The sequence below is a fragment of the Kitasatospora sp. NPDC048722 genome, assembly GCF_040650235.1.
Lineage (GTDB): Bacteria > Actinomycetota > Actinomycetes > Streptomycetales > Streptomycetaceae > Kitasatospora.
Window position 1 is genome coordinate 81,718 of sequence record NZ_JBEZGX010000037.1, and the last position, 16,827, is coordinate 98,544.

A 16,827-nucleotide genomic window follows, 5' to 3' on the forward strand; every position below is an offset into this window, starting at 1 on the left:
CGGGAAGTCGACCCGCCCGACTTCCCGCTCCGAACCCGCCCTACTCCCAGGGCAGCGGCGGCGCCGTCCGGGCCGGTGTCTCGGCGAGCGCGGCCAGCGCGATGCGCACGCCGGCGGCCAGCTGCGGGTCCTCGCCCGCGGCCCACTCGTGCGGCGCGATCGGCACCTCGACGTCCGGGTCGACACCGTGGTTCTCCACGCCCCAGCCGTAGTTCTCCAGCCAGAACGCGTACTTGGGCTGGGTGACCAGGGTGCCGTCGACCAGGTGGTAGCGGCTGTCGATGCCGATCACCCCGCCCCACGTCCGGGTGCCGACCACCGGGCCGAGCCCCAGCGCCTGGATCGCGGCGTTGACGATGTCGCCGTCCGAGCCGGAGTACTCGTTGGCGAGTGCGACGACCGGTCCGCGCGGGGCGTCCCCGGGATAGGGCTGCGAGCTGGTGATGTCCCGGGCGACGTTCCAGCCGACGATCCGGCGGGCCAGCTTCTCGATCACCAGCTGGGAGGTGTGGCCGCCGCGGTTCTCCCGGATGTCGACGATCACGCCCTCCTTGGCCATCTCGGAGCGCAGGTCGCGGTGGAGCTGGGCCCAGCCGGCGCTCTGCATGTCCGGGATGTGCAGGTAGCCGAGCCGCCCACCGGACAGCTCGCGGGTCTCGGCCCGGCGCCCGGCCACCCAGTCGTGGTAGCGCAGCGGTTCCTCGTCGGCGAGCGGGACGACCACCGGGTGGCGCTGGTCGGTGCCGTCCTTGCCGGCCACGGTGAGCTCGACGGGCTGCCCGGCGGTCCCGGCCAGCAGCGGTGCCGGGCCGGTGACCGGGTCCACCGGGCGGCCGTTGACGGCGAGGACGGCGTCCCCGGGGCGGATCGCGGCGCCGGGCGCGGCGAGCGGCGAGCGGGCCCGGGGGTCGGAGGACTCGCCGGGCAGGATCCGGGCGATCCGCCAGAGGTCCCCGTCCTTGACCAGGTCGGCGCCGAGCAGGCCCTGGCGCCGCGCGGGCTCGGTGTGCAGGCCGTAGGGCATGACGTAGGCGTGCGAGGTGGCGAGTTCGCCGTGCACCTCCCAGAGCAGGTCGACCAGGTCGTCGTGCGAGCCGACCCGTTCGACCAGCGGGCGGTAGCGCTCCAGGACGCCGTCCCAGTCGACGCCGGAGAGGTCCGGGCGCCAGAAGTTGTCGCGCATCAGCCGGCCGTTCTCGGCGTACATCTGGCGCCACTCGGCGGCCGGGTCGACCGTCACCCGCAGCCGGGCGAGGTCGACGGCCGTCTCGTCGTCGTCGCCCGCCTTGTGGTCGGCCGGGAGGATCCGCAGCTCGCCCTCGTCCACGACGGCCAGCCGGCTGCCGTCCCCGCTGACCGCGAACCAGTCGAGGCCGTGCACGAGCTGCTCGGCCCGGCGCTTCTTCAGGTCGAAGCGCTCCAGCGTGGCCCGGGGCCGTTCGTCCTCCAGCGAGGCCGCCTCGTCGCCGAGTTCGCCGAGCAGCGGCAGGCGCGTCCACAGCACGCCGTCCTTGCCCGCCTTGAGCGTGCCGAAGCGGCCGCCCTCCACCGGGAAGGGGATGATCCGGTCGGCGATGCCGTCCAGGTCGACCCTGGTCACCGGCGGGGTGTCGGCGGCGCCCTCCTCTCCGTCGCCCTTCTTGCCGCGCGGCTCCTCGTCCTCCCCGCCGAGCGGGCGCCCGGCCCGCTGGGGGCCGAACGGGGACGGCGTGTCGGCGGCCAGCGTGATCAGGTACGGGCGGCACCCGTTGGGGAACGACAGGTCGAAGACGTGCGAGTCGTAGACCGGGTCGAAGTTGCGCACCGACAGGAAGGCCAGGTAGCGGCCGTCCGCGGTGAAGGCCGGCGCGGTGTCGACGAAGCGCTGCTGGGTGACCTCGCCGACCGTCCGGGTGGCCAGGTTCGCCAGCACGATCTGGCGCAGCGACCACGCCCCGCTGCCCGGCACCGGGCGCGACCATGCCAGCCATGCCGAGTCCGGGCTGAACACCAGGCCGCTGACCTCGCCGTCGGTGCTGCGGGCCAGCTCGTGCACGACGCCGTCGGCGAGCGTCACGAGCAGCACCCGGCCGTCGTGCACGCCGAGCGCCGCCTGCTTGCCGTCCGGCGAGACCACCAGCGAGTTGACCCGGCCGAGCTGTCCGGCGGCCAGCCGGCGGCGCTCGGCGCCGTGCACCGCGGGGGCGAACTCCAGCCCGTCCTCGCCCCCGGCGTCCGACACCCACAGCACGCCCTGCGCGCCGTCCTCGCCCGGCACCACGCGGGCCAGCCGGCCGCGCACGCCCGGCGTCTCGTCCAGCACCCGGGCCGGGCCCTCGCGGTGGGTCAGCCAGTGCACGCTCCCGCGCACCACGACGGCGCTGGCCCGGCCGGTGCGGTCCGGGGCGACGGTCTCCAGCCAGTGCGCGGCGTGCACCGGGCTCGGGCGGCGGCCGGTGCGCGGGCCGGCCAGCCGGACGTCCAGGCGGCGCGGCTCGGCGCCCTCGGCCAGGTCCTCCAGCAGCCACAGGTCACCGGCCCGGTGCCAGACCACCCGGGTGCCGTCGGTGGTGGCGTTGCGGGCGTAGAAGCCGTCCGGGGAGGTGGTGTGGCGGCGCAGGCCGGTGCCGTCCGGGAGGCTGGAGTAGAGCTCGCCGACGCCCTCGTGATCGGACAGGAACGCGATCCGCGAACCGTCCGCGCCGGCCACCCACAGCGGCGAGGAGAGCTGCCCGTCGAGGTCCTCGTGGATCCGGACGAACTCGTCCCGGCCGATCCACAGCTTGCCCGCCCGGCCGCCCCGGTAGCGCTTCCACCAGGCCGGTTCACGGTTGTTGACGGTGCCCAGCAGCACCCGGTCGCCGTCCGGCTCGAAGGCCAGCCCGCCGACCGGCCCGTACGGCAGCCGCACCGGCTGGCCGCCGTCCAGCGGCACGGCGTGCGCCCAGGTGCGGCGCAGGGTGGCCTGCCCGGCGGTGGTGGTGGCGATCGGACGGCCGTCGGCGGTCCACCCCTGCAACTGGGTCTGGGCGCTGCCCCAGTGGGTCAGGCGCCGCGACGGGCCGCCGTCCACCGGCACGACGTGCATCTCGGGCGCACCGTCCCGGGCGGAGGTGTAGGCGATGTGCCGCCCGTCCGGGGAGAACCGCGGGTGGTGGACGGGCAGGTGATCGGCCGTCAGCCGCCAGGCCCGGCCACCGTCCAACGGGGCGAGCCAGACGTCGTTCTCGGCGACGAAGGTGACCAGGTCACCGTGCAGATGCGGGTGGCGCAGGTATGCGCCGGCAGGGTTGCTGAGAGGTTCCGTCACGCGGCCAGCGTAGGCACGTGTGCGGACGACGCGTGCCGCTTTCACCCGACTCCACCCGGGTGAGAGCCGGTGATGCCCGGGTGGGATCCGGACGGGGAGGTGACGGAGGGGCCGTCAGGCCCAGCGCCCCGTGCGCCCGAGCAGCAGCGCCCCGGCGGCCACGCCGGCCGTCGAGGTGCGCAGCACCGAGGGACCGAGCCGGTGCGGCTTCGCGCCCGCCTCGGCGAAGGCGGCCAGCTCCTCCGGGGAGACGCCGCCCTCGGGGCCGACCACCAGGACGACGTCCCCGGCGGCCGGCAGCGCGGCGGCGGCCAGCGGCTCGGAGCCCTCCTCGTGCAGCACCGCGGCGAACGCGGCGCCGGCCAGGACGGGGGCAAGCTGGCGGGTCGTCACCAGGTCCCGCACCTCGGGGAAGCGCAGCCGGCGGGACTGCTTGCCCGCCTCCCGGGCGGTGGCGCGCCACTTGGCGAGCGCCTTGGCGCCGCGCTCGCCCTTCCACTGGGTGATGCAGCGGGAGGCGGCCCACGGGATCACGACGTCCACGCCGACCTCGGTCATGGTCTCCACGGCCAGCTCGCCGCGGTCGCCCTTGGGCAGCGCCTGGACGACGACGATCCGCGGTGCCGGCTCCGGCTCGCGGCGCACGGCGGCCACCGTGACGTCGATCGCGTCCTTGCCGAGCACCTCGGCGACCGTCCCGTCCACGCCGAGCCCGAGCCCGTCGGCCAGGGTGACCGCCTCGCCCGCCGTCAGCCGCTTCACCGCCGCCGCGTGACGCCCCTCCGGCCCGTCCAGCCGCACCACGGCCCCGGGCGCGGCGGCAGCGAGCCGCTCGGTCTCTACGACGAACACGGGGGCGGTCATGAGTGGGGAACCTTTCCGGGGTGGGACCTGCGGCCAGGGCCTGCAACCACCAGGACCCGCAACCAAGGGGACGGAACACGAAAGGGGTGCCGGGGCGAGGACCCCGGCACCCCTCCGCGGACGGCTAGCGGCCGTTGAACGCGTCCTTCAGACGCGAGAACAGGCCCTGCTGGCCCGGCGCGAACTGGCCGGACGGGCGCTCCTCGCCGCGCAGCACCGCGAGGCGGCGCAGCAGCTCCTCCTGCTCGGCGTCGAGCTTGGTGGGCGTCTGCACCTCGACGTGCACTATCAGGTCGCCCCGGCCGCCCCCGCGCAGGTGGGTGATGCCGCGGCCGTGCAGCGGGATCGACTGGCCGGACTGGGTGCCGGGCCGGATGTCGACCTCCTCCAGCCCGTCCAGGGTCTGCAGCGGCACCTGGGTGCCGAGCGAGGCGGCCGTCATCGGAATGGTGACGGTGCAGTGCAGGTCGTCCCCGCGCCGCTGGAAGACGCTGTGCGTGGTCTCGGCGATCTCCACGTACAGGTCGCCGGCCGGGCCGCCGCCGGGGCCGACCTCGCCCTCGCCGGCCAGCTGGATCCGGGTGCCGTTGTCGACACCGGCCGGGATCTTGACGGTCAGAGTGCGGCGGGCGCGGACCCGGCCGTCGCCGGCGCACTCCGGGCACGGGGTCGGCACGACGGTGCCGAAACCCTGGCACTGCGGGCAGGGGCGGGAGGTCATGACCTGGCCCAGGAAGGACCGGGTGACCTGGGAGACCTCGCCCTTGCCGCGGCACATGTCACAGGTCTGCGCGGAGGTGCCGGGCGCGGCGCCCTCCCCGCTGCAGGTGGTGCAGGTGACGGCCGTGTCGACCTGGAGCTCCTTGGTGGTGCCGAACGCGGCCTCCTCCAGGGTGATCTCCAGCCGGATCATGGCGTCCTGCCCGCGGCGGGTGCGCGAGCGCGGGCCGCGCTGGCCGGCCGCGGCGCCGAAGAAGGCGTCCATGATGTCGGAGAAGCCGAAACCGGCCGCACCGGCGCCGAAGCCGCCCGCGCCTCCGCCGCCGCCCGGCGACAGCGGGTCGCCGCCGAGGTCGTAGACCTGCCGCTTCTGCGGGTCGGAGAGCACCTCGTAGGCGGCGTTGATCTCCTTGAACCGCTCCTGCGTCTTCGGGTCCGGGTTGACGTCCGGGTGCAGTTCGCGTGCCAGGCGCCGGAACGCCTTCTTGATCTCGTCCTGCCCCGCATCCCGTCGGACGCCGAGTACCGCGTAGTAGTCCGTGGCCACCTAATGCTCCGCTTGTTCCGCCTGTAGTAGTGCTGCGACAGGGCACCACCGCTGGTCTGTCCAGCGGTGGCTGATTGCTACGACTCGGCCAGGATCTGGCCCACGTACCGCGCCACCGCTCGCACCGCCCCCATTGTGCCCGGATAGTCCATCCGGGTCGGACCGATCACACCCAGTTTGGCCACGCTCTCGTCGCCCGAACCGTAACCGACCGACACCACCGAGGTGGAATTCAGCCCCTCGTAGGCGTTCTCCCGGCCGATCCGGACCGTCATCGCCGCGTCCGTGGTCTCACCCAGGAGGCGGAGCAGGACGACCTGCTCCTCCAGGGCTTCCAGGACCGGCTGGATGGTGAGCGGGAAGTCGTGGCCGAAGCGGGTCAGGTTGGCCGTGCCGGCCAGCATGATCCGCTCCTCGTTCTGCTCGGCGAGCGCCTCGAACAGCGTCGCCAGGACCGTGGTGACGGTCGGCCGGTCGACCTGTTCGAACATCGCGGGCAGCTCCTCCAGCGCCGCCGGGACGTCCGGCAGGCGCTGGCCGGCGGCCCGCGCGTTGATCCGGGCCCGCAGGTCCGCCAGGACGGTCTCGCCGACGGTGCCCGGGCAGTCCACCGTCCGCTGCTCGACCCGGCCGGTGTTGGTGATCAGGACCAGCATCACCTTGGCCGGGGCGAGCGCGACCAGTTCGATGTGCCGCACGGTGGAACGGCTCAGCGAGGGGTACTGCACGACGGCGACCTGCCGGGTGAGCTGGGCGAGCAGCCGCACGGTGCGCGCGACGGTGTCGTCCAGGTCGACCGCGCCCTCCAGGAAGTGCCGGATCGCGCGCCGCTCGGGCGCGCTCATCGGCTTGACCTCGGCGAGCCGGTCGACGAACAGCCGGTACCCCTTGTCGGTGGGGATGCGCCCGGCGCTGGTGTGCGGCTGGTGGATGTACCCCTCCTCCTCCAGCGCCGCCATGTCGTTGCGGACGGTGGCCGGGGAGACCCCGAGGTTGTGCCGCTCCACCAGGGCCTTCGAGCCGACCGGCTCCTCGGTGCCCACGTAGTCCTGGACGATCGCGCGCAGCACGGCGAGCTTGCGGTCGTCAAGCTGGCGGACCTCACCGGCCATGGGGCACGCACCTCCGTCTTCGCACGTTGTCCGTTGTGACGTATCGAGCTGATGCGGGCCTGGAAGGCCCGCGTTTGGCACTCTGAGCGCACGAGTGCCAGAACCCTACCTGCCAGTGTACGGCCCGGGTCCGACGGCAGGAACGGCGCAGCGGGGGTGATCCTGCCCGCAGTTCCCGGCGCGGGGGTGGTGCCCCGCGGCCGTCCGGGTGGGAGCATCGATAGCGGACGGCGAACGGAGGAGCAAGCGATGTCGAGCTCGGCCCAGCACACCCGATTCGCGCCCGACCGCGGCCTGACCGGCCGGATGGTCGGGACCATGTTCGTGATCGGGCTGTTGTACGTCGGATTCACCGGCCTGCTGATCGTGCTGCTGCGCGGCGCCTGGCCCCTGATCCTGCTGATCTCCGGCGGGCTGTTCGTGGCCCAGTTCTGGTTCAGCGACAAGATCACCGAACGGGCCATGGGCGCCCGCCCGGTGTCCCCCGAGGAGTACCCGCAGCTGCACGGCACCGTCGACCGGCTCTGCGCGCTCGCCGACATGCCCAAGCCCAGGGTGGCGGTCGCCGACAGCGACATGCCGAACGCCTTCGCCACCGGCCGCAACCCGCAGAACGCCGTCGTGTGCGTCACCACCGGCCTGCTGCGCCGCCTGGAACCCGAGGAGCTGGAGGGCGTGCTCGCGCACGAGCTCTCGCACGTCGCCCACCGGGACGTCGCCGTGATGACGATCGCCGGGTTCCTCGGCGTCCTCGCCGGGGCGATGACCAGGATCGCCATGTACGGCGGGTTCATCGGCGGCGGGCGCAACAACAACGACCAGAACGCGGCGATCGCCGCGCTGATCATCCCGCTGGTGTCGATCGTCGTCTACGCGATCAGCTTCCTGCTCACGCGGCTGCTGTCGCGCTACCGCGAGCTCGCCGCCGACCGCGCCGCCGCCCAGCTCACCGGCCGGCCCAGCGCGCTCGCGTCGGCGCTCACCAAGGTCACCGGGCAGATCGCCGCGATCCCCTCCAAGGACCTGCGCCAGGCGCAGCCCTACAACGCCTTCTACTTCGCCCCGGCGCTGAGCGCCAAGGAGACGGCCTCCCAGCTGTTCTCCACCCACCCGACGCTGGAGAAGCGGCTGGAGCAGCTGGCGAAGATCTCCGCCCAGCTGGGCCGCTGAGCCCCGCCGACCCGCCGACCCGCCGACCGCCTGAAGGGACCGCCGTGGGAATCCTGGACGCCCTGTTCGGCCGCACCAAGCCCGTCAAGCCCGACCTCGACCAGCTGTTCGGCATCCCCTCGGCCGCGCTCACCCTGGAGGCCGGTGCCGGGTTCCTGCCCACCGGGCTGGGCTCGGTGTGCTTCGCGGCCGTCGAGGGTGCCGCGTTCGTCCAGGTCGAGCAGCAGGTGCGGGCGCTGCTCGACGCCGACACCGAGCGCGGCGGCGTCCCGGTGGAGGCCTCCAAGGACGGCTACGGCTACTCGTGGCTGCTCGCCCGGCACACCTCCGAGGAGCTGCCGGAGCTGGTGAACGACCTGCACGCGGTCAACAGCGAGCTGGAGGCGAACGGCTTCGGACCGCAGCTGCTCTGCTCACTGGTCGGCTTCCGCAACGGCGAGGGGCAGTCGCTGGCGCTGGTCTACCTGTACAAGCGCGGCACGTTCTACCCGTTCGCGCCGATGCCCGGCGGCGGGGAGCGGCGCAACAGCCCGCTGGAGCTGCAGATCAACGCGATGCTGGCGAACGACCTGCGGCTGGAGAAGGACCTCGGCCGCTGGTTCCCGGTGTGGGGCGCGCCCGGTCTCTGACGGACCGTCGTCCCGTTCGCAAGGTCACTGCCTATAGTCACCTGCATGCGCAGCCGCCAGTACGGACCCGACCTGACCCCGCCGTGGAAGAAGACACGGCCCGCCCCGGAGGTGCCCGCCGAGCGGGACCTGGTGGTCGAGGAGGCGGAGACCGGCTTCTGCGGGGCGGTGGTGCGCTGCGAGAAGACGGCGGAGGGCTTCACCGTCACCCTGGAGGACCGTTTCGGCAAGCACCGGGTGTTCCCGATGGTGCCGCGCGGCTTCCTGCTGGAGGGCAGGGTCGTCACCCTGGTCCGCCCGACGGGCCCCGCCCCCGTCCGCGCCCCCGTCCGCACCGCCTCCGGTTCGGTCGCCGTCCCCGGCGCCCGCGCGCGGGTGGCGCGCGAGTCCCGCATCTACGTCGAGGGCCGGCACGACGCCGAGCTGGTCGAGCGGGTCTGGGGCGACGACCTGCGGATCGAGGGCGTCGTGGTGGAGTACCTGGAGGGCGTGGACGACCTGCCCGCGATCGTCGCCGACTTCGCCCCGGGCCCCGGCCGCCGCCTCGGCGTCCTGGTCGACCACCTGCTGCCGGGCACCAAGGAGCACCGCATCGCCGCCCGGGTCACCGGTGAGGACGTCCTGGTCGTCGGCCACCCGTACATCGACATCTGGCAGGCGGTGAAGCCGTCTTCGGTCGGCATCCCGGCCTGGCCGACGGTCCCCCGCGGCGAGGTGTGGAAGGAGGGCGTCTGCCGCCGCCTGGGCTGGCCCGTCGACACCCCGGCGGCGTGGAAGCGCATCCTCTCGAAGGTGAACTCCTACAAGGACCTGGAACCCGAACTCCTGGGCAGGGTCGAGGAGCTGATCGACTTCGTGACGCCGGCGGAGTGACAGGCAGGCTCCAGGAGCGGCTGGCGCAGTCGAGCCGGCACCCGTGCGCGAGCCCGGTCGACCTTCTGGGGGGCTGCCACCGCCGCCCCGCCACGAGCGCACCGTGCTCCATCAGGACGCCGGCTTCGAGACCGTCGCCGAGCTCACCGGCCGGCCCGTGCGGCGGATCTGCTAATCCACCAGGTCACGCACGACCGCGTCCGCCAGGAGGCGGCCCCGGAGGGTGAGGGTGGCGCGGCCCCCGGCGTAGGTGTCCGGGGCCAGGAGGCCGCTCGCGAGGGCCTCGGCGGCCGCCTCGCGGGCCGTGTCGGTGAGGAGCGTGAGCGGGATGCCCTCGGCGAGGCGCAGTTCGAGGAGGATGCGCTCGACGCGGCGGTCCTCGTCCGTCAGCACCTCGCGGGCCAGGGCGGGGGTGCGGCCCTCGGCCAGGGCCCGCGCGTAGGCGGCGGGGTGCTTGGCGTTCCACCAGCGGATGCCGCCGACGTGGCTGTGGGCGCCGGGGCCGGCACCCCACCAGTCGGCGCCGGTCCAGTACAGCTCGTTGTGGCGGCAGCGGCCCTCGGGGGTGGTGGCCCAGTTGGAGACCTCGTACCAGTGGTAGCCGGCGGCGGCGAGCGCCTGCTCGGCGATCAGGTAGCGGTCGGCGTGGACGTCGTCGTCGATCATCGGGAGCTCGCCGCGCTTGACGCGGGCAGCGAGCCGGGTGCCCTCCTCGACGATCAGCGAGTAGGCGGACACGTGGTCGGGCCCGGCGCCGATGGCGGCGTCCAGGGAGGCCCGCCAGTCGTCGTCGGACTCGCCGGGGGTGCCGTAGATGAGGTCGAGGTTGACGTGCTCGAAGCCGGCCGCGCGGGCCTCGGCCACGCAGGCCTCGGGGCGGCCCGGGGTGTGGTGGCGGTCGAGCAGTCGCAGCACGTGCGGGCGGGCGCTCTGCATGCCGAAGGAGATCCGGTTGTAGCCGCCCTCGCGCAGCTCGGCGAGGTAGGCCGGGCCGACGGACTCCGGGTTGGCCTCGGTGGTCACCTCGGCCCCCTCGGCGAGCCCGAACTCGTCGCGGATCGCGGCGAGCATCCGCACCAGGTCGCCGGCGGGCAGCAGCGTCGGGGTGCCTCCGCCGAGGAAGACCGTCTCCACCGGGAGGTCCGCGTCGCCCAGGACGCGACGGGCGAGCCGGATCTCCGCGATCACGTTGTCGGCGTACGTCTCCTGGGAGGCGACGGCACCCGAGGAGCGGAGCTCGGTGGCGGTGTACGTGTTGAAGTCGCAGTAGCCGCAGCGGCTGGCGCAGTACGGCACGTGCAGGTAGAAGCCGAACGGCCGCGTGCCGAGCCCGTCGAGGGCGTGCGCGGGCAGGGAACCGTCGGACGGCACCGGATCGCCGTCGGGGAGTGCGGAGGGCATGACCCCATTGTCCCGTACGGCCCGGGCGAACCCGCGGGCCGTACGGGACGGGGGACGGCTCAGGCCTCGTTGGCCCCGGCGTACATCGCGGTCACGGCGTCCGCGTACGTCCGCTCGACCACCGGACGCTTGATCTTCAGGCTCGGGGTGAGCTCGCCGTGCTCGATGTCGAGGTCGCGCGGCAGCAGGTGGAACTTCTTGATCGTCTGCCAGCGCTGGAGGTCGCCGTTGAGCTTCTTCACGAAGCCCTCGATCAGCTCGTGCACCTGCGGGTCGGCGGTCACCTCGGCGTAGGACTTGCCGGCCAGGCCGCGCTCGGCGGCCCACGGCATGATCACGGCCTCGTCCAGGCCGATCAGCGCGGTGCAGTAGTTGCGGCCGTTGCCGATCACCAGGATGTTGCTGACGAACGGGCACACCGCCTTGAACTTGCCCTCGACCTCGCTCGGCGCGACGTACTTGCCGCCGGAGGTCTTGAACAGGTCCTTCTTGCGGTCGGTGATCCGCAGGAAGCCGTCGGCGCTGAGCTCGCCGATGTCCTCGGTGTGGAACCAGCCGTCCGGCTCCAGCACCTCGGCGGTCTTCTCCGGCAGGTTGTGGTAGCCGCGCATGACGCCCGGGCCGCGCAGCAGGATCTCGCCGTCCTCGGCGATCCGCACCTCGGTGCCGGGCAGGGCGCGGCCGACGGTGCCGATCCGCACGTCCTCCTTGCGGTTGACGCAGGAGCCGGCGCTGGTCTCGCTCAGGCCGTAGCCCTCCAGGATCGGCACGCCGGCGCCGAGGAAGAAGTAGCCGATCTCGGGGGCCAGCGCCGCGCTGCCGGAGACCGCGCCGCGCAGGCGCCCGCCGAACGCGGCGCGGATCTTCGCGTACACCAGCTTGTCGGCGACCGCGTGCTGCGCCCGCAGGGCGAACGGCGCACCGTCCACCCCGGTCGCGATCCGGTTCTCCTGGACGACCCTGGCGTACTCGCGGGCCACCCCGGCGGCCCAGCGGAAGATCTTGTACTTCGCGCCGCCCTCGGCCCGGGCCCGCCCGGCGATGCCGTTGTAGACCTTCTCGAAGATGCGCGGCGCGGACGCCATGACGGTCGGCCGGATGGCCGGCAGGTTGTGGATGATCCGGTCGACCCGGCCGTCCACCGCCATCACGTGGCCGGTGGCGATCTGGCCCGAGATCAGCGTCTTGCCGAACACGTGCGACAGCGGCAGCCACATGAACTGGACGTCGTCCGGGCCCAGCAGCCCGCTCGCCTCCTGGGCGCGCGCCTCGTACGCCCAGCAGTCGTGCACCAGTCGCACGCCCTTGGGGCGGCCGGTGGTGCCCGAGGTGTAGATCAGCGTGGCCAGCTGCTCCTTGTCGAGCGCGGCGACGGCCTTCTCGACCGCGTCCGGGTGCTCCTGGAGGTACGCGGCGCCGCGCTCCTCCAGCTCGGCCAGGGTGATGAGGTCGAGCCCGGCCGTCTCGGGCTCCCCGGCGGGGGCGTCGAACAGGATGACGGTGCGCAGCTCGGGCAGCTCCCCGATCCGCTCGACGGCCTTGGCGAGCTGCGCGGCGTTCTCCGCGAACATCGCCCGGCAGCCGGAGTCGGAGAGGATGAAGGCCGTCTCGTCGGCGTTGGTGCTCGGGTAGACGGTCGTGGTGGCCGCGCCCGCGCACATGTTGCCGAGGTCGGCGACGATCCACTCCAGGCGGGTGGAGGAGGCCAGGGCGACCCGGTCCTCGGGCTGGATGCCGAGCGCCATCAGGCCCGCGGCCACGGCCTTGACCCGGGCCGCGGTCTGCGCCCAGGTGAGCGAGCGCCACTGCTCGGCGCCGGGGGCGCTGTCCGCGGCCTGCTCGTCGACCGGGGCGGGGTAGCGGTAGGCCTCGGCGTTGGGGGTCGCGGCGACCCGCTCCAGGAACAGGTGGGCGACGGAGGCGGGACGCCCGGCGACGATGTCGGCGCTGCCGGAGTCGATCAGGGACTGCGCGGAACTCAACGAGGACCTCCGGGGGCGGGTGGCCGTCTGAGGGATTTGTCGCGGCTCCCGTGGGGGCGGTCGCCGGGCCCCCGTTACGCGTGCGGTACCGGCGAGTAACAAGAGGGCAATCAGCAGCCTAGGGGGAAACCGGTCATTCCGTAAGGGGGTCTGCCCGCCAGGCACCCGGCCGCCACCCCCGTGCCCGGCGGACGGCACCCGCGTGAACCCCGCAACCCGGCCCGCCCGGCGGTTCGGCAAAGGACTGGACAAACCTCATGTCCCGGCCGGGGGAATCGTCTGTACGAGTGCACGAAGGACCGAGAATTGGGATGCGAATCCACCCGTCGACGACAAGAGTGTGCAAGTGCTGATCAGACTGCTCAGGGCGTACCTGCGCCCGTACTCCCGACCGATCGCCCTGCTGGTCGTCCTCCAGCTCGTATCGACCCTCGCAGCGCTCTACCTGCCCACTCTCAACGCCGACATCATCGACAGCGGCGTCGTCAAGGGCGACACCGGCTACATCCTCAGGGTCGGCGCCGTCATGATCGGCGTCACCCTCGTCCAGGCGCTGTGCTCGATCGGCGCCGTCTACTACGGCGCGCGCACCGCCATGGCCTTCGGACGCGACGTCCGCGCGGCCGTCTTCGACCGCGTCCAGAGCTTCTCCGCCCGCGAGGTCGGCCAGTTCGGCGCCCCCTCCCTGATCACCCGCACCACCAACGACGTCCAGCAGGTCCAGATGCTGGCCCTGATGAGCTTCACCCTGATGGTCGCCGCGCCGATCATGTGCGTCGGCGGCATCATCATGGCCCTCAACCAGGACGTCCCGCTGTCCGGCCTGCTGCTCGCCGTCATCCCCCTCCTCGGCACCGTCGTCGTCCTGCTCGTCCGCGCGCTGCGCCCCAAGTTCCGCAGCATGCAGGAGAAGATCGACACGGTGAACCGCGTCCTGCGCGAGCAGATCACCGGCATCCGCGTCATCCGCGCCTTCGTCAAGGACGACCACGAGCAGGCCCGCTTCGGCGAGGCCAACGGCGACCTCACCAGCGTCGCGCTCCAGGTCGGCCGGCTGATGTCGTTCATGTTCCCGGCCGTCATGCTCGTCGTGAACGTCTCCAGCGTCGCCGTCCTGTGGTTCGGCGCCCACCGGATCGACAGCGGCGGCATGGAGATCGGCGCCCTGACCGCGTTCCTCTCCTACCTCATGCAGATCCTCATGAGCGTCATGATGGCCACCTTCATGTTCATGATGGTGCCGCGCGCCGAGGTCTGCGCCGAACGCGTCCAGGAGGTCCTCAGCACCTCCTCCAGCGTCGTGCCGCCCGCCGCGCCCGTCACCGAGGTCCTGCGCCGCGGCAACCTCGAACTGCGCGACGTCGACTTCCGCTACCCCGGCGCCGAGGCCCCCGTGCTGCGCGGCATCGCCATCACCGCCCGCCCCGGCGAGACCACCGCCGTCATCGGCTCCACCGGCAGCGGCAAGTCCACCCTCCTCGGCCTCGTCCCCCGGCTCTTCGACGCCACCACCGGACAGGTCCTGCTCGACGGCGTCGACGTCCGCGAACTCGCCCCCGAGACGATCGCCGAGAGCGTCGGCCTCGTCCCCCAGAAGCCCTACCTGTTCACCGGCACCGTCGCCAGCAACCTCCGCTACGGCCGGCCCGACGCCACCGACGAGGAGCTCTGGCACGCCCTCGACGTCGCCCAGGCCAAGGACTTCGTCGAGAAGCTCCCCGAAGGCCTCGACGCCCCCATCGCCCAGGGCGGCAGCAACGTCTCCGGCGGCCAGCGCCAACGCCTCGCCATCGCCCGCGCCCTCGTGCGCAAGCCCGACGTCTACCTCTTCGACGACTCCTTCTCCGCGCTCGACTACGCCACCGACGCGCGGCTGCGCAAGGCCCTCTCCCACGAGACCTCCGACGCCACCGTCCTGATCGTCGCCCAGCGCGTCTCCACCATCCGCGACGCCGACCGCATCATCGTCCTCGACGAAGGCGCCGTCGTCGGCAGCGGCACCCACCACGAGCTCATGGCCGACAACCCGACCTACCGGGAGATCGTGCTCTCCCAGCTCACCGAGCAGGAGGCGGCGTGACCACCCCCCGCAAGTCCAGCGCCCTGCGGCAGCCCACCGGGCAGCAGCCATCGGACCGGGCGGCAGCCGGCGGGCTCCCCAGCGACTCGCAGGCCGCCGCCGCCCGCCGCGGACCGGCCGGACCCGGCCGCTTCATGGGCGGCCAGGGCACCGAGAAGTCCATGGACTTCAAGGGCTCCGGCAAGCGCCTGCTCGGACTGCTGCGCCCCGAACGCCCCCTGCTCGCCGCCGTCCTCGGCCTCGGCGTGCTGAGCATCGGCTGCGCCGTCACCGGCCCCAAGGTCCTCGGGAACGCCACCGACCTGATCTTCGCCGGCGTCGTCGGCGCCCGCTTCGAGCCCGGCACCTCCAAGGCACAGGCCGTCGAGGGCCTGCGCGCCCACGGCCAGGGCGGCATCGCCGACCTGCTCTCCTCCGTCGAGTTCACCCCCGGCCAGGGCATGGACTTCGGCGCCATCGGCACCGTCCTGCTCTGGGTGCTCGCGATCTACGTCGCCTCCGCCCTGTTCGGCATCCTCCAGGGCCGCCTCGCCACCAAGGCCATCCAGCGGGCCGGCTACCGGCTGCGCCAGGACGTCGAGGCCAAACTCGCCCGCCTGCCGCTGAGCTACTTCGACAAGCAGCCGCGCGGCGAGGTCCTCAGCCGGGTCACCAACGACATCGACAACATCAGCCAGTCGATGCAGCAGACGCTCGGACAGGTCGTCAACTCGCTGCTCACCGTCGTCGGCGTGCTCGCGATGATGTTCTGGATCTCCCCGCTGCTCGCGACGATCGCCCTGGTGTCCGTACCGCTGTCGGTGGTCGTCGCCGCCAAGGTCGGCAAGCGGGCGCAGCCGCAGTTCGTCCAGCAGTGGGCCTCCACCGGCAAGCTGAACGCCCACATCGAGGAGATGTACACCGGGCACGCCCTGGTCAAGGTCTTCGGCCGGCAGCGCGAGTCCGCCGAGACCTTCCGCGAGCACAACGAGGCGCTGTTCGCCTCCAGCTTCCGCGCCCAGTTCATCTCCGGCATCATCCAGCCCGCGATGATGCTCATCGGCAACCTGCAGTACGTGCTCGTCGCCGTCGTCGGCGGCCTGCGGGTCGCCAGCGGCGCGCTGTCCATCGGCGACGTGCAGGCGTTCATCCAGTACTCGCGGCAGTTCAGCCAGCCGCTCACCCAGGTCGCCAGCATGGCCAACCTGGTGCAGTCCGGCGTCGCCTCCGCCGAGCGCGTCTTCGAACTCCTCGACGCGCCCGAGCAGACCCCCGAACCGGCCATGCCCGAGAAGCCCGACGTGATCCACGGCCGGGTCGCCTTCCAGAACGTGTCCTTCCGCTACGAGCCCGACAAGCCCCTCATCGAGGACCTCTCGCTCAAGGTCGAACCCGGCCAGACCGTCGCCATCGTCGGCCCCACCGGCGCCGGCAAGACCACCCTCGTCAACCTGCTGATGCGCTTCTACGAGGTCAGCGGCGGGCGGATCACCCTCGACGGGGTCGACGTCTCCGCGATGTCCCGCGAGGACCTGCGCTCCGGCATCGGCATGGTGCTCCAGGACACCTGGCTGTTCGGGGGCAGCATCGCCGACAACATCGCCTACGGCGCCCAGGATGCCACCCGCGAGCAGGTCGTCGAGGCCGCCAAGGCCGCCCACGTCGACCGCTTCGTGCGCACCCTGCCGGACGGCTACGACACCGTCATCGACGACGACGGCGCCGGCGTCAGCGCGGGCGAGAAGCAGCTCATCACCATCGCCCGGGCCTTCCTCGCGCAGCCGTCCATCCTCGTCCTCGACGAGGCGACCAGTTCCGTCGACACCCGCACCGAGGTGCTCATCCAGCGGGCCATGGCCCGCCTGCGCACCGGGCGCACCAGCTTCGTCATCGCGCACCGGCTCTCCACCATCCGGGACGCCGACGTGATCCTCGTGATGGAGAACGGCTCGATCGTCGAGCAGGGCTCGCACGACGAGCTGATCTCCGCCGGCGGCGCGTACGCGCGGCTGTACCAGGCGCAGTTCGCGGAGGCCGTGGCCGAGGTGGACTGACCGGAGGTCACGTTCGGGCCGGGGCGGGGCTCGGCGGTTTCTAGCGGTCGTCGCAACACGTGGTCGGTTGGTTAGGCCGCGATGAGTTTATGCAGGCGCTCGGCTGGGGTTTCCCAGCCGAGCGTTT

General features: G+C 72.8%; 11 protein-coding genes. 5 read left to right on the forward strand and 6 right to left on the reverse strand.

Going from position 1 to position 16,827, the window contains the following annotated elements; all coding sequences use genetic code 11:
* Positions 1–40 precede the first annotated feature (40 nt).
* From AB0C76_RS25705 to hrcA, 4 genes are all read right to left on the reverse strand, one after another.
* The gene (locus AB0C76_RS25705) at positions 41–3,289 is read right to left on the reverse strand and encodes a S41 family peptidase (RefSeq protein ID WP_359969839.1); all 3,249 of its coding nucleotides are present in this window, start codon (positions 3,287–3,289) and stop codon (positions 41–43) included.
* A gap of 114 nt (positions 3,290–3,403) precedes the next feature.
* The gene (locus tag AB0C76_RS25710; protein WP_359969842.1) at positions 3,404–4,153 is read right to left on the reverse strand and encodes a 16S rRNA (uracil(1498)-N(3))-methyltransferase; all 750 of its coding nucleotides are present in this window, start codon (positions 4,151–4,153) and stop codon (positions 3,404–3,406) included.
* Between the two features lie 124 nt (positions 4,154–4,277).
* Entirely contained in the window at positions 4,278–5,420 is a 1,143-nt protein-coding gene (dnaJ, locus tag AB0C76_RS25715) for a molecular chaperone DnaJ (RefSeq protein ID WP_359969845.1), read from the reverse strand.
* Positions 5,421–5,497: 77 nt separating this feature from the next.
* Positions 5,498–6,532 (reverse strand): heat-inducible transcriptional repressor HrcA, encoded by a 1,035-nt coding sequence (gene hrcA / locus AB0C76_RS25720; protein WP_359969848.1) that lies wholly within the window; start codon positions 6,530–6,532, stop codon positions 5,498–5,500.
* A 249-nt stretch (positions 6,533–6,781) separates the two neighbouring features.
* Between hrcA and htpX the strand changes: the two genes are divergently transcribed.
* Genes htpX through AB0C76_RS25735 form a run of 3 tightly spaced genes read left to right on the forward strand, consistent with a single transcriptional unit; the run spans position 6,782 to position 9,204 of the window.
* Positions 6,782–7,702: a zinc metalloprotease HtpX gene (gene htpX, locus AB0C76_RS25725; RefSeq protein WP_359969851.1), complete on the forward strand. Its 921-nt coding sequence runs from the start codon at positions 6,782–6,784 to the stop codon at positions 7,700–7,702.
* Positions 7,703–7,746: 44 nt separating this feature from the next.
* The gene (locus AB0C76_RS25730; RefSeq protein ID WP_359969854.1) at positions 7,747–8,331 is read left to right on the forward strand and encodes a hypothetical protein; all 585 of its coding nucleotides are present in this window, start codon (positions 7,747–7,749) and stop codon (positions 8,329–8,331) included.
* A gap of 45 nt (positions 8,332–8,376) precedes the next feature.
* A complete protein-coding gene (locus AB0C76_RS25735) occupies positions 8,377–9,204 on the forward strand; it encodes a DUF3097 domain-containing protein (RefSeq protein WP_359969857.1) in 828 nt (275 codons plus the stop codon).
* A 171-nt stretch (positions 9,205–9,375) separates the two neighbouring features.
* On the opposite strand, the gene hemW is transcribed toward AB0C76_RS25735, so the two are convergent.
* Both hemW and AB0C76_RS25745 read right to left on the reverse strand, forming a co-directional pair.
* The gene (hemW, locus tag AB0C76_RS25740; RefSeq protein ID WP_359969860.1) at positions 9,376–10,605 is read right to left on the reverse strand and encodes a radical SAM family heme chaperone HemW; all 1,230 of its coding nucleotides are present in this window, start codon (positions 10,603–10,605) and stop codon (positions 9,376–9,378) included.
* Between the two features lie 59 nt (positions 10,606–10,664).
* Positions 10,665–12,587, reverse strand: coding sequence for an AMP-dependent synthetase/ligase (locus AB0C76_RS25745; RefSeq protein ID WP_359969863.1), 1,923 nt, complete (start codon positions 12,585–12,587; stop codon positions 10,665–10,667).
* 346 nt (positions 12,588–12,933) lie between these two features.
* On the opposite strand from AB0C76_RS25745, the gene AB0C76_RS25750 reads away from it, so the two are divergent.
* The gene (locus AB0C76_RS25750) at positions 12,934–14,667 is read left to right on the forward strand and encodes an ABC transporter ATP-binding protein (RefSeq protein ID WP_359969866.1); all 1,734 of its coding nucleotides are present in this window, start codon (positions 12,934–12,936) and stop codon (positions 14,665–14,667) included.
* 134 nt (positions 14,668–14,801) lie between these two features.
* Positions 14,802–16,700 (forward strand): ABC transporter ATP-binding protein, encoded by a 1,899-nt coding sequence (locus AB0C76_RS25755; protein WP_359969884.1) that lies wholly within the window; start codon positions 14,802–14,804, stop codon positions 16,698–16,700.
* The last annotated feature ends 127 nt before the right edge of the window (positions 16,701–16,827 follow it).